The organism is Streptomyces sp. NPDC048182, assembly GCF_043202555.1.
Lineage (GTDB): Bacteria > Actinomycetota > Actinomycetes > Streptomycetales > Streptomycetaceae > Streptomyces.
In genome coordinates, this window is record NZ_JBIDAQ010000017.1 from 42,051 (window position 1) to 54,258 (window position 12,208).

The window sequence follows — 12,208 nt, forward strand, 5'->3', positions numbered from 1 at the left end:
GCACGCCTGTGGACAGCGCTTCACCGGGCCCCTTCGCGGCGGCCGGCTCACTTCCCCGACCCGGTTCACTTCTCGAAGCGGTACCCCATCCCCGGCTCGGTGATGAAGTGCCGCGGGTGCGCCGGGTCCGCCTCCAGCTTGCGGCGCAGCTGCGCCATGTAGACCCGCAGGTAGTTCGTCTCCGTCCCGTACGAAGGACCCCACACCTCCTGGAGCAGCTGCTTCTGGCCGACCAGTCGCCCGGGGCTGCGCACCAGCACCTCCAGGAGGTGCCACTCGGTGGGCGTGAGCCGGACGTCCCGGCCGCCCCGGTCGACCTTCTTGGCGGCCAGGTCGACGGTGAACCCGTCCGTCTCCACCAGCACGTCCCGCTCACCGCCCGGCACCGGCTCGGCCCGGCGGACGGCGGCCCTGAGGCGGGCCAGCAACTCGTCCATGCCGAACGGCTTGGTGACGTAGTCGTCGGCGCCGGCGTCCAGCGCCTCGACCTTCTCGTCGGAGGAGTGCCGCGCGGAGAGCACCAGGATGGGCACCCGGGTCCAGCCGCGCAGGCCGCGGATCACCTCGACGCCGTCCATGTCGGGCAGGCCCAGGTCGAGGACGACCACGTCCGGGTGGCGGGCGGCGGCGAGGCGGAGGGCGCCCGCGCCGTCGTGGGCGGCGTCGACCTCGTAGTGCCGTGCCTTCAGGTTGATCACGAGGGCCCGCGCGAGCTGGGGGTCGTCGTCGACCACGAGTACCCGGGTCATCGGGCCTGCCTCTCTTCTGTCGTACCGATGGCGACGCCCTGGGCCGCCGTAGGGGTGCCCGGGTCCGCCGCGCGGAGCGTGAGCACCATGGTGAGGCCCCCGCCGGGGGTGTCCTCGGCGTCCAGGGTGCCGCCCATCGCCTCGGCGAAGCCGCGCGCCACGGCCAGGCCGAGCCCGACGCCCGAGCCGCGCGGGGCGTCGCCGTAGCGCTGGAAGGGCGCGAAGATCCGGTCCTTGGCCGCGTCCGGCACGCCGGGACCCCGGTCCGCCACCCGCACCTCGACCCGGTCCCCCAGGGCGCTCGCGGCGACCAGGACGGCGCGGTCCGGCGGGCTGTACTTGACGGCGTTCTCCACCAGGTTGGCCATCGACCGCTCCAGCAGCCCGGCGTCCACGGCGACCATGGGCAGCGTCTCGGGGATGTCCAGCTCGACGCTGGCCTCCGGCACCCCGACCAGGGCCATCGGTACGACCTCGTCGACATCGATCTCGCGGATCAACGGAGTGACGGTGCCGGTCTGCAGGCGGGACATGTCGAGCAGGTTGCCCACCAGGTGGTCGAGGCGGTCGGCGCCCTCCTCGATGCCCTCCAGGAGGGCGTCCTGGTCCTCGTCCGACCAGGCCACGTCGTCGGCGCGCAGGCTGGTGACGGCGGCCTTGATGCCGGCCAGCGGGGTGCGCAGGTCGTGGCTGACGGCGGCGAGCAGGGCCGTGCGGATGCGGTTGCCCTCGGCCAGGGCCCGGGCCCGGTCGGCCTCCTCGCGCAGCCGGCGCCGGTCCAGGACGACGGCGGCCTGCGCGGCGAAGGCGGCCAGCACCCGGCGGTCCTCGGCGGGCAGCACCCGGCCGGTCAGCGCCAGGGCCATGTGGTCGCCGACCGGCACGTCGACGTCCGCCTCCTCGGGGCGGCCCACCGGAGGTCCGCTGCCGGCCCGCCCGGCGCACGTCCAGGGGTCGGTGTCCCCGGCGCGCTCCAGGAGCGCGGCGGAGTCCATGCCGAAGGTCTGCCGGACGCGTTCGAGGAGCGCCTCCAGGCTGGTCTCGCCGCGCAGGACGCCGCCGGCCAGGAAGGAGAGGATCTCCGACTCGGCGCGCAGCCGGGCCGCCTGGTGGGTGCGGCGGGCCGCGAGGCCGACCACCGAGGCGACCGAGACCGCGACGCCCACGAAGATCGCGAGGGCGATGATGTTGCGGGGGTCGGCGATGGTGAAGCGGTTGACCGGCGGGGTGAAGTACCAGTTGAGCAGCAGGGAGCCGGCCGCCGCGGAGGCGAGTGCCGGGTAGAGGCCGCCGAGCAGGGCCGCGGCAACGGTCAGGGCGAGGTAGAGCAGGACGTCGTTGGCGAGCCCGAGGTGGACGGAGCTGAGCAGCGGCGTCAGCAGCAGGGGGCCGCCGAGGCCCGCGAACCAGCCCCAGGCGACCCGGGAGCGGCCGAGCCGCGCGCCCCGGGCGGCCGGCAGGCCGCGGCCCTTGGCGACCTCCCCGTGGGTGACGATGTGGACGTCGAGGTCGGGTCCCGACTCGCGGGCCACGGTGGCGCCGACGCCCGGGCCGAGGACGTACTGCCAGGACTTGCGGCGCGAGGAGCCGAGCACGATCTGGGTGGCGTTGGCGCCGCGCGCGAAGTCGAGCAGGGCGGCCGGCACGTCGTCGCCGAGGACGTGGTGGAAGGTGCCGCCGAGGTCCTCCACCAGGGTGCGCTGGACCGCCAGCTCCTTGGGCGAGGCGGCGGTCAGCCCGTCGCCGCGGGCGATGTAGACGGCGAGCACCTCGCCGCCGGCGCCCTTCTCGGCCAGCCGGGCGGCCCGCCGGATCAGGGTCCGGCCCTCGGGGCCGCCGGTCAGGCCGACGACGATGCGCTCGCGGGAGCCCCAGATGCGCCGGACGCGGTGCTCGCTGCGGTAGCGCTGGAGGTACTCGTCGGCGCGGTCGGCCACCCACAGCAGGGCCAGCTCGCGCAGGGCGGTGAGGTTGCCGGGGCGGAAGTAGTGGGAGAGGGCGGCGTCGACCTTGTCCGGCTGGTAGATGTTGCCGTGCGCCATGCGGCGGCGCAGCGCCTCGGGCGACATGTCGACCAGCTCGATCTGGTCGGCGCGCCGCACCACCTCGTCCGGCACGGTCTCCCGCTGCCGCACGCCGGTGATCGACTCCACGACGTCGCCGAGGGACTCCAGGTGCTGGATGTTGGCGGTCGAGACCACGTCGATCCCGGCGTCGAGCAGCGCCTCCACGTCCTGCCAGCGCTTGGTATGCCGGACGCCGGGGACGTTGGTGTGGGGCAGCTCGTCGACCAGGGCGACCTCGGGCCGCCGGGCCAGTACGGCGTCGAGGTCCAGCTCGGTGAAGACGGCGCCGCGGTGGACGACCTCCCGGCGCGGTACCTGCTCCAGACCGCGCAGCATCACCTCGGTGCGGGCCCGGCCGTGCGTCTCCACGAACGCCACCACGCAGTCCGTGCCGCGCTCGGCCCGCCGGTGCGCCTCGGACAGCATGGCGTAGGTCTTGCCGACGCCCGGTGCCGCGCCGAGGTAGATCCTGAGCTTGCCGCGTGCCATGGCCCCATCGTCTTCCGGTCCGCGCGGGAGTGCGCAGCGTCGACCCTACGGCCAGCAAAGGCGACATATCGGTACGGGGTGCCGGGGGCGCGGCGTCTTGACGGAACCCTGACGCCGCCGGTCGACCCGGCTGCCCTGCTCACCCCGGCCGCCGTGGCCAAAACGGCCCGGCGGCACACAGGGGAGACGCGAAGAGGGCCGCGCCCCCAGGGGGACGCGGCCCTCGCCGTACGGCCGGCGCGTGGGTGTCAGCGGACCTCGGTGATCTCCGGGCCCCGCTGGAGCTGGCCCATGCCGCCGGAGAAGCGGGAGCCCTCCTCCTGCTGGACGCCCTCGGGGACCATCTGCGCGTCGTTCGGCAGCTTCAGGACGATCGGGTCGCGGGGCGCCATGGGGCCCTCGCCGCGCACCACGACCGTGTCGCGGAAGATCTGCTCCAGGAGCCCGGCGGCCTGCGGCTGCACCGCGCCCTGGCCGGAGATCACACCGCGCAGGAACCAGCGCGGGCCGTCCACGCCGACGAAGCGCACGACCTGGAAGCCGCCCGTGCCGTCCGGCAGCTGGACCGGCACCTGGGCGCGCAGCTCCCACCCGAGCGGGCCCTCGACCTCGTCGACGATGCCACCCTGCTGGGTGATGCCGGAGCCGATCTCCTCGCGCACCTCGCCCCAGATGCCCTCGCGCTTGGGGGCGGCGAACGCCTGGAGCTGGACGGCGCTGTCCTTCAGCACGACGGTGGCCGCGACGATCGCGTCGCCCGCGACCTCGACGCGCAGCTCCATGCCGTCGACGCCGGGGACGAACAGACCGCCCAGGTCGACGCGGCCCTCGGCCGGGTCGCGGACCTCGGTGCTGTCCCAGGGGCCGTCGGGACGCGGTTCGGGTTCGAGCCGCACCCGCTCGGCCTTCTCGTCCGCCTCGGTGTCGACGCTGTCGACGACCTGCTCGGCCTCGCCGGCCGCGCCCTCGGCGGCGTCACTCTTCTTGCGACGTCCGAACACGTCACTGTCCTTCCCGGTCGGATACGACCGAAGCGTATCGATTCCCACCCGTCGGGCCGCCCTCGGCGACCTGACCGCTTGTGCCGCTTCCGCGGCCCGCCCCGGCGTGTCCGCCGGTGGACCCGAAGCCCCCCTCGGCCCGCGCCGAGCCGGGAAGCTCCGCGACCTCGCGGAAGCGGACCCTCTCGACCTGCTGGACGACCAGTTGGGCGATCCGGTCGAAGCGCTCGAACCGTACGCTCTCGCGCGGGTCGAGATTCACCACGATCACCTTGATCTCTCCACGGTACCCGGCATCGATCGTCCCCGGGGCATTCACCAGGGCGAGACCGCACCGGGCGGCCAGGCCCGAACGGGGGTGCACGAAGGCCGCGTACCCCTCGGGGAGCGCCACAGACACCCCGGTGGGCAGCACGGCCCGTTCACCGGGGGCGAGTTCGCAGGCGACGGTGGTGCGCAGATCGGCCCCCGCGTCGCCCGGCAGCGCGTACGCCGGAAGCGGTACGTCGGCGTCGACGCGGCGGATCAGCACGTCCAGCGGGCCGCGGGGGGTGTCGCTCACGGGTTCACCTCGAAGGCGCGGGTCCGGCGGACCTGGTCGGGGTCGTCCATGGCGGCGCGGATCTCCTCCTCGCGGCCGTGGCTCACGAAGTGCTCGACCTTGACCTCGATGAAGAGCGCGTCGGCGCGCACCGCCACCGGCCCGCCGGGGCCGCCGAGGCGCCCGGTGGCGGTGGAGTAGATCTTCCGGCCGGCCACCGCGGTGACCTCGGCGTCCAGGTGGAGCGTGGTGCCGACCGGCACCGGCCGGCGGAAGTCGGTCTCCAGGCGGCCGGTCACGGCGATGGTGCGCAGCAGCCAGTTCAGGGAGCCCAGGGTCTCGTCCAGGGCGGTGGCGAGGACGCCGCCGTGCGCCAGCCCCGGCGCGCCCTGGTGGGCGGGCTGCACGGTGAACTCGGCGGTGATCGACACGCCTTCGCCGGCGTACGCCTGGAGGTGCAGTCCGTGCGGCTGGTCGTCGCCGCAGCCGAAGCACTGGCCGTAGTGCGCGCCGAGCAGCTCGCCCGGGGCGGGGGCGTCGGGATGCCGTACCGGCGCGACGGCGTCGGCGGGGGGCCGCAGGCCCGGGGAAGTACCACTCACAGGCGCAGACCTTACCCGCGCGCGGGGGGATCACCGATACCGTGCCAAGCTTGCTCCATGCAGCTCTCCGCCGCCCCCTTCGAAGAACGCCTCACCGCGCCCCGCTCCTGGTGGCTGGTGTCCTTCCTGGTCGGGGTCTCCCTCGCCCTGATCCTGCTGCCCTTCGGCACCCTGCCGATGCTGGGCGGCCTGGTGGCCGGCACGGCCGTCGCGGCGGTCGCGGCCAGCTCCTACGGGGCGGTGCGCATCCGGGTGGTGAACGGCTCGCTGGTGGCGGGCGAGGCGAAGGTGCCGGTGTCGGCGCTGGGCGAGGCGGAGGTCCTCGACGCGGAGGAGGCGCGCGCCTGGCGCACGTACAAGGCCGACACCCGGGCCTTCATGCTGCTGCGCGCCTACATTCCGCGCGCGGTGCGCGTGGAGGTGACGGACCCCGAGGACCCGACCCCGTACCTGTACCTGTCGACCCGGGAGCCGGAGCGGCTGATCGAGGCGCTGGAGGCGGCCCGGTAGCGGGCTCAGCGGCGGCCTCGGCCGCCCCGGCGGGGTCCCAGCTCCTTGGTCAGGTCGCTCATGTCCAGCGCGTCCTTCGGGCTCTCCAGCGCCGGCTGGGCGTCCAGCGCGCTCCACGGCACCTGTGACTTGCGCAGGTCCGCGCGGATGCGGGAGGCGAGTCTGCGGGTGTCGCGGCGGTTCATGACGGCGCCAACGGCCGCGCCCACCATGAAGGGCATCAGGTTGGGCAGGTCGCGCACCATGCGCTTCATGATCTGCTGGCGCAGCTGGCGCTTCATGTGGCTGTTGACGGCCGAGCCGATGGTGGAGGGCTCGGTGGCGTCGACGCCGCGCTCGTCCGACCAGGAGTTCAGATAGGCGGTGCTGCGCTGGGCGAGGGAGCCCGGCGGGCGGCGGCCGTAGACCTCGTGCAGTTCGGCGATCAGCTTCAGCTCGATGGCGGCCACGCCGGTGATCTCGGCGGCCAGTTCGGTGGGCATGGCCGGCGGCACGGGCAGCATCGCCGCGGCGCCGATGCCCGCACCGACGGTCGCCGTGCCCATGGCCGCGCCGGCCACCAGGCGGTCGGCGATCTCCTCGGGGCCGAGCCCGGGGAACTGCCGGCGCAGGGTCGCCAGGTCGCGTACGGGCACGCGCGGGGCGAGGTCGATGACGCGGTCGGCGAGGTGCGCCAGGGCGGCCCTGGCGCGGTCGCCGCCCTTGCGGACGCCCTCCCCGGCCGCCTGCCGGAACGCAGCCGCGCGCCGCCGGGCGGGCGGCGCGGGTGAGGAGGCGGTCGCCGGGAGGTCACTCCGGTCGTCCGCCGGTCCGAGCGAGGCCGGCTCCGTGCCGGTGCCGCCCCGCTCGTCGTCGTGCGCGCTGTGCGGGCCCGCGGTGGGCCCTTGGTCCGCTCCCCTGCGCGGGAAGCGGCGCTTCCAGGGAGGGGTCGAGCCGGTCACGGCCGACCCCGCCTCAGTCGCAGTCGCGGCAGATCGGCTGGCCGTTCTTCTCGCGGGCCAGCTGGCTGCGGTGGTGGACCAGGAAGCAGCTCATGCACGTGAACTCGTCCTGCTGCTTGGGCAGGACGCGGACGGCCAACTCCTCATTGGAGAGGTCGGCGCCCGGGAGCTCCAGGCCCTCCGCGGCCTCGAACTCGTCCACGTCGACGGCCGAGGCGGACTTGTCGTTCCGCCGGGCCTTCAGCTCTTCCAGGCTGTCCGAGTCGACGTCGTCGTCGGTCTTGCGTGGAGTGTCGTAATCGGTTGCCATGATCGCTCTCCCCCTCTGGGTGGTCTGCGGTGTCTCCAGCGCACTAACGCGTGAGAGGCCGGACTTGTGCCCGACCCGAGGCGGAGATTTTGCCTCACATCAAGGTCTGTTACTCAATCGACACCCAACCGGACTCCTGATGAGTGATCGGCCGGGATGGCGAAGGGGACCGTACACGGTCCGAATGCCGCTCTTCAAAGGCGTCTCACCGTGTACTTCCCGTGATCAGGACCCCGGGAAACCAGGCATTTCCTGGCTTTCCGACCAGGTACATGATCACGGAGAGTGGGCGGCCGAAAAGGCGCCCCTGTGATCGATCACACAGGAGCCCTCGCGGTCACCGAACGCCGAATTGCGCTGAAAGCGAACAAATCTCCGGTCCTCAGACCGGCAGCGTGACCCGCATCACCAGACCTCCGCCCTCGCGCGGCTCGGCGTAGATGTGCCCGCCGTGCGCCCGGGCCACCGAGCGGGCGATGGACAGGCCGAGGCCGACGCCCTTGTCGCTGCCCGTGCGCTCGGTGCGCAGCCGCCGGAACGGCTCGAAGAGGTTGTCGATCTCGTACGCCGGCACCACCGGCCCGGTGTTGGTGACTACCAGGACCGCCTGACCGCCCGTGAGGGCGGTGGTGACCTCCACCCAGCCGTCCTCGGGGACGTTGTAGCGCACGGCGTTCTGGACCAGGTTCAGGGCGATCCGCTCCAGGAGGACGCCGTTGCCCTGGACCACCGCCGGCTCGCGGACGCCGTGGATCCCCACGCCCTTGCCGTCCGCCTCGGCGCGCACCTGGTCGATCGCCTGCCCGGCCACCTCGGCGAGGTCCACGGGCTTGCGCTCGACGATCTGGTTGTCGCTGCGGGCGAGCAGCAGCAGGCCCTCCACCAGCTGCTCGCTGCGCTCGTTGGTGGCGAGGAGCGTCTTGCCGAGCTGCTGGAGCTCCACCGGAGCGCCCGGGTCGGACAGGTGCACCTCCAGGAGGGTGCGGTTGATCGCCAGCGGGGTGCGCAGCTCGTGGGAGGCGTTGCCGACGAAGCGCTGCTGGGCGCTGAACGCTCTCTCCAGTCGTTCGAGCATGTCGTCGAAGGTGTCGGCCAGCTCCTTCAGCTCGTCGTCCGGGCCGTCCAGCTCGATGCGGCGCGAGAGGTCGGAGCCGGCCACCGCGCGCGCGGTGCGGGTGATCCGGCCCAGCGGCGACAGGACGCGGCCGGCCATCGCGTAGCCGAAGGCGAAGGCGATCACGGCGAGGCCCAGCAGGGCCAGCAGGGAGCGGCTGAGCAGGGTGTCAAGGGCGACCTGGCGCTGGTGGTCGGTGCACTCGCTGATCAGGGCGTTGAAGGTGGACAGCGGCAGGTTGCTGGCGTTGTTGACGGCCGGGCACTTGGCGCTGGCCACCTTGACGTTGTCACCACCGCCGACGATCTTGAACAGCGGCTCGTTGCCGGTGTTCAGCGCCTGCGCGGCCAGCAGGTAGATGATCGAGAGCAGCAGGATGCCGGCGATGAGGAACATGCCGCCGTACAGCAGCGTGAGCCGTATCCGGATGGTCGGGCGCAGCCAGGGCAGCGGGGTGGCCGGGCGCGGGTCCCAGGTGGGCTTCGGTGGCGCCTGCGGGGGCGCGGGGGTGCTCGCCACGGTCGATCAGATCCGGTAGCCGGAGCCGGGCACGGTGACGATCACGGGCGGCTCGCCCAGTTTGCGGCGCAGCGTCATGACGGTGACGCGGACGACGTTGGTGAACGGGTCGGTGTTCTCGTCCCAGGCCTTCTCCAGGAGCTGCTCGGCGGAGACGACGGCGCCCTCGCTGCGCATGAGGACCTCCAGGACGGCGAACTCCTTGGGCGCGAGCTGGACCTCCTTGCCGTCCCGGAAGACCTCGCGGCGGTTGGGGTCGAGCTTGATCCCGGCCCGCTCCAGGACCGGCGGCAGCGGGATGCTGGTGCGCCGGCCCAGGGCGCGCACGCGCGCGATCAGCTCGCTGAAGGCGAACGGCTTGGGCAGGTAGTCGTCGGCGCCGATCTCCAGACCCTCGACCCGGTCGCTGACGTCGCCGGAGGCCGTCAGCATCAGCACGCGCGTGGGCATGCCGAGTTCGACGATCTTGCGGCAGACGTCGTCGCCGTGCACCAGGGGGAGGTCGCGGTCGAGGACGACCACGTCGTAGTCGTTCACCCCGATGCGCTCCAGGGCCGCGGCGCCGTCGTACACGACGTCGACGGCCATGGCCTCCCGGCGCAGTCCGGTGGCCACCGCATCGGCGAGCAGCTGCTCGTCCTCGACGACGAGTACGCGCACGTCTCAGGTCCTTCCAGGGGTGGGGAGTCTTCGCCCCCATCCTGCCCTTTTCGGCCGTAAGTCGGCGGTAAGGCGGGTGAGGGACGCGGGGAATAGGAGATTTTCTCGCCGGGTTGAGGTTTCCGCGGAAGAGAGCGGGGGGAGGACGGCTTTACACCCCGCGATCACGCTCTGCCTGTACCGCACGACCCGCGGTGCGCCGCGGTCCGCTTCCGCAGAGCGGGCGTGGGTGTCCGGCACCGTCGCCGCCCGGCCGGGCAGCGCTGGGCACTCCACCGGAGACGTGATCGCCCCTTCCGAACGGCACACCCCGTGCCACCGACCCACCGACCCAGGACGAGGGGGCGCAGCATGGACGCTTTCACCGCCGGACTTCTACAGCGCATAGAGACGACCGAGTCCGACCTGTCCCGGGCCCGAGACGAGGGGGACGAGTTCCTCGTCGAGGTGGAACTGGGCGAGCTCGACGACCTGCGCCGGCTCGCCGCGGAGCACGGCGTGGAGGTCGGGCTCACCGGCATCTGACCAGGCCCGTACCGACACAGGCGACCTGAAGGGGCCCCGGCGGATCCACCGCCGGGGCCCCTGTCTGCCCATGTCCGCCCGGCTCAGGCGCCGAAGTCCGCCAGGAGGCGCTGGAGGGGCTCGAACACGGCCGGGGTGGCGGCGATGGTCAGCCGGTCCGAGGGGCGCTCACCGGGGCGTCCGCCGGTCACCGCGCCCGCCTCCCGGGCGATCAGGTCGCCCGCCGCGCGGTCCCAGGGGTGCAGCCCGCGCTCGTAGTAGCCGTCGAGGCGGCCCGCGGCCACGTCGCACAGGTCGATGGCGGCCGAGCCGCCGCGCCGGATGTCCCGCACCAGCGGGATCAGGCGGCGCGCGGTCTCGGCCTGCTCGGCGCGCACCTCGGCGACGTAGTTGAAGCCGGTGGAGACCAGCGCCTGGTCCAGCGGGGCGGCGCCGCGGCAGGCCAGCCGGCGCTCGCCGTCCCAGGCCCCGGTCGCCCAGGCTCCTCCCCCGCGCACGGCCCGGTACGTCTCGCCGCGCATCGGCACCGCGACCACGCCCGCGACGGTCTCGCCGCCCTGCTCGGCGGCGATGGAGACGGACCAGGTGGGCAGGCCGTAGAGGTAGTTGACCGTGCCGTCGAGCGGGTCGACGACCCAGCGGACGCCGCTGGTGCCCTCGGTGGCGGCGCCCTCCTCGCCGAGGAGGCCGTCGTCGGGGCGGCGGTCGGCGATCAGGCCGGTGATCAGCTTCTCCGCCGCGATGTCCATCTCGGTGACCACGTCGATCGGGCTGGACTTGGTGGCGGCGACGGCCAGGTCGGCCGGGCGGCCGTCGCGCAGCAGCTCGCCCGCGCGGCGGGCCGCCTCCAGGGCGGTCTCAAGCAGCTCGGCGTGGAGCGGGTCGGTGGGCCGGGGGCCGGTGGACAGGGGGCCAGGGGTTGCCTCGGTCACGGTGACTCTCACGGTTCCTTACGCGTAGGGGCTGTCGGCGCCCGCGGCGGCGGGGCGTGGGGCGCGGGCGGGGCAGCAGCCGACCAGGCACACGTCGTGGCTCGCGCCGAGCGCGCCCAGGGCGCAGGGGGCGGCCTGCGCGCCGCGCTCGTGGGCGGCCCGCTCCAGGACCAGGTCGCGCACCGCGGCGGCGAACCGCGGGTCGGCGCCGACCGTCGCCGAGCGGCGCACCGGCAGGCCCAGCTCCTCGGCCTTGGCGGTGGCCTCCGTGTCGAGGTCGTAGAGGACCTCCATGTGGTCGGAGACGAAGCCGATGGGGGCCATGACGACGGCCGGGGCGCCGGCCGCCTGCCGCTCCGCGAGGTGGTCGCAGATGTCGGGCTCCAGCCACGGGATCTGCGGGGCGCCCGAACGCGACTGGTAGACGAGCTGCCAGGGATGGTCCACGCCGGTGCGCTCGCGGACGGCGTCGGCGACCAGCGCCGCCACGTCCAGGTGCTGGCGGACGTAGGCCCCGCCGTCGCCGTGCTCCGCCACCGGCCCCGAGGTGTCCGCGGCGGCGGTGGGGATGGAGTGGGTGGAGAAGGCGAGGTGCGCGCCGTCGCGGACCTCCTCGGGCAGGTCGGCCAGGGCGCGCAGCACGCCGTCGACCATGGGCTCGACGAAGCCCGGGTGGTTGAAGTAGTGCCGCAGCTTGTCGACACGGGGCGGCTCGAGGCCCTCGGCGGTCAGGGCGGCCAGCGCGTCCGCCAGGTTCTCCCGGTACTGCCGGCAGCCCGAGTAGGAGGCGTACGCGCTGGTGGCCAGCACCAGGACGCGGCGGCGGCCGTCGCGGACCAGCTCGCGCAGGGTGTCCGTCAGGTACGGCGCCCAGTTGCGGTTGCCCCAGTAGACCGGCAGGTCCAGGCCGTGCTCGGCGAAGTCCTTGCGCAGCGCGTCGAGCAGGGCGCGGTTCTGGTCGTTGATCGGGCTGACCCCGCCGAAGAGGAAGTAGTGCTGCCCGACCTCCTTGAGGCGCTCGGTGGGGATGCCGCGCCCGCGCGTCACGTTCTCCAGGAACGGGACCACGTCGTCCGGGCCCTCGGGGCCGCCGAACGAGAGCAGGAGCAGGGCGTCGTAGGGCTGGGCATCACGCACGTCAGGCATGCTCCGATCCTGCCACCAGGCACCGACAACGGGGCATCGGGGCCCGATCCCGGGTGCGTCGGGCGGTGGTGCGCGACGGCACTCGGGCGGTGGTGCGCGAGGG

Annotated in this window: 13 protein-coding genes; 2 read left to right on the forward strand and 11 right to left on the reverse strand. The window is 73.7% G+C overall.

The window, feature by feature from the left end; genetic code table 11:
• Nucleotides 1-65: 65 nt before the first annotated feature.
• From ACGFZL_RS27585 to ACGFZL_RS27605, 5 genes are all read right to left on the reverse strand, one after another.
• Nucleotides 66-749 carry a response regulator gene (locus ACGFZL_RS27585; RefSeq protein WP_393695695.1) on the reverse strand — a complete coding sequence of 228 codons (684 nt, stop codon included), beginning with the start codon at nt 747-749 and terminating at the stop codon, nt 66-68.
• Nucleotides 746-3,304 (reverse strand): ATP-binding protein, encoded by a 2,559-nt coding sequence (locus tag ACGFZL_RS27590; RefSeq protein ID WP_393695697.1) that lies wholly within the window; start codon nt 3,302-3,304, stop codon nt 746-748. The genes ACGFZL_RS27585 and ACGFZL_RS27590 overlap by 4 nt, the downstream gene beginning before the upstream one ends.
• 248 nt (nt 3,305-3,552) lie before the next feature.
• Nucleotides 3,553-4,305 carry a DUF3710 domain-containing protein gene (locus ACGFZL_RS27595; protein WP_355171373.1) on the reverse strand — a complete coding sequence of 251 codons (753 nt, stop codon included), beginning with the start codon at nt 4,303-4,305 and terminating at the stop codon, nt 3,553-3,555.
• 1 nt (nt 4,306) lies between these two features.
• Nucleotides 4,307-4,867 carry a dUTP diphosphatase gene (gene dut / locus ACGFZL_RS27600; RefSeq protein WP_355171375.1) on the reverse strand — a complete coding sequence of 187 codons (561 nt, stop codon included), beginning with the start codon at nt 4,865-4,867 and terminating at the stop codon, nt 4,307-4,309.
• Nucleotides 4,864-5,448, reverse strand: a complete 585-nt coding sequence (locus ACGFZL_RS27605; protein ID WP_393695700.1) for a PaaI family thioesterase — start codon at nt 5,446-5,448, stop codon at nt 4,864-4,866. The genes dut and ACGFZL_RS27605 overlap by 4 nt, the downstream gene beginning before the upstream one ends.
• A 57-nt stretch (nt 5,449-5,505) precedes the next feature.
• Between ACGFZL_RS27605 and ACGFZL_RS27610 the strand changes: the two genes are divergently transcribed.
• Nucleotides 5,506-5,958, forward strand: coding sequence for a DUF3093 domain-containing protein (locus ACGFZL_RS27610; RefSeq protein ID WP_393695702.1), 453 nt, complete (start codon nt 5,506-5,508; stop codon nt 5,956-5,958).
• Between the two features lie 5 nt (nt 5,959-5,963).
• Here ACGFZL_RS27610 and ACGFZL_RS27615 read toward each other — a convergent pair whose 3' ends face one another.
• The 4 genes from ACGFZL_RS27615 to ACGFZL_RS27630 form a co-directional block, all read right to left on the reverse strand.
• Complete coding sequence (locus tag ACGFZL_RS27615) at nt 5,964-6,899, reverse strand: hypothetical protein (protein ID WP_355171381.1); 936 nt, start codon at nt 6,897-6,899, stop codon at nt 5,964-5,966.
• 13 nt (nt 6,900-6,912) lie between these two features.
• Complete coding sequence (locus tag ACGFZL_RS27620; protein WP_003993510.1) at nt 6,913-7,209, reverse strand: DUF4193 domain-containing protein; 297 nt, start codon at nt 7,207-7,209, stop codon at nt 6,913-6,915.
• 382 nt (nt 7,210-7,591) lie between these two features.
• Nucleotides 7,592-8,842 (reverse strand): sensor histidine kinase, encoded by a 1,251-nt coding sequence (locus ACGFZL_RS27625; RefSeq protein ID WP_393695704.1) that lies wholly within the window; start codon nt 8,840-8,842, stop codon nt 7,592-7,594.
• 6 nt (nt 8,843-8,848) lie between these two features.
• Nucleotides 8,849-9,502, reverse strand: a complete 654-nt coding sequence (locus ACGFZL_RS27630; protein WP_355171385.1) for a response regulator transcription factor — start codon at nt 9,500-9,502, stop codon at nt 8,849-8,851.
• 351 nt (nt 9,503-9,853) lie between these two features.
• Here ACGFZL_RS27630 and ACGFZL_RS27635 point away from each other — a divergent pair, with 351 nt between their 5' ends.
• Nucleotides 9,854-10,027: a hypothetical protein gene (locus ACGFZL_RS27635; RefSeq protein WP_393695706.1), complete on the forward strand. Its 174-nt coding sequence runs from the start codon at nt 9,854-9,856 to the stop codon at nt 10,025-10,027.
• 83 nt (nt 10,028-10,110) lie between these two features.
• Here the strand turns inward: ACGFZL_RS27635 and ACGFZL_RS27640 are convergent, their stop codons facing one another.
• Both ACGFZL_RS27640 and ACGFZL_RS27645 read right to left on the reverse strand, forming a co-directional pair.
• A complete protein-coding gene (locus ACGFZL_RS27640; RefSeq protein ID WP_393695708.1) occupies nt 10,111-10,959 on the reverse strand; it encodes an inositol monophosphatase family protein in 849 nt (282 codons plus the stop codon).
• Nucleotides 10,960-10,977: 18 nt separating this feature from the next.
• Entirely contained in the window at nt 10,978-12,105 is a 1,128-nt protein-coding gene (locus tag ACGFZL_RS27645) for a ferrochelatase (protein WP_393695710.1), read from the reverse strand.
• Between the last annotated feature and the right edge of the window lie 103 nt (nt 12,106-12,208).

Coding starts and splice junctions, on each gene's coding strand:
- ACGFZL_RS27585 (WP_393695695.1), bottom strand. CDS start 749: ATGACCCGGGTACTCGTGGTCGACGACGACCCCCAGCTCGCGCGGGCC.
- ACGFZL_RS27590 (WP_393695697.1), bottom strand. CDS start 3,304: ATGGCACGCGGCAAGCTCAGGATCTACCTCGGCGCGGCACCGGGCGTC.
- ACGFZL_RS27610 (WP_393695702.1), top strand. CDS start 5,506: ATGCAGCTCTCCGCCGCCCCCTTCGAAGAACGCCTCACCGCGCCCCGC.
- ACGFZL_RS27620 (WP_003993510.1), bottom strand. CDS start 7,209: ATGGCAACCGATTACGACACTCCACGCAAGACCGACGACGACGTCGAC.
- ACGFZL_RS27635 (WP_393695706.1), top strand. CDS start 9,854: ATGGACGCTTTCACCGCCGGACTTCTACAGCGCATAGAGACGACCGAG.
- ACGFZL_RS27645 (WP_393695710.1), bottom strand. CDS start 12,105: ATGCCTGACGTGCGTGATGCCCAGCCCTACGACGCCCTGCTCCTGCTC.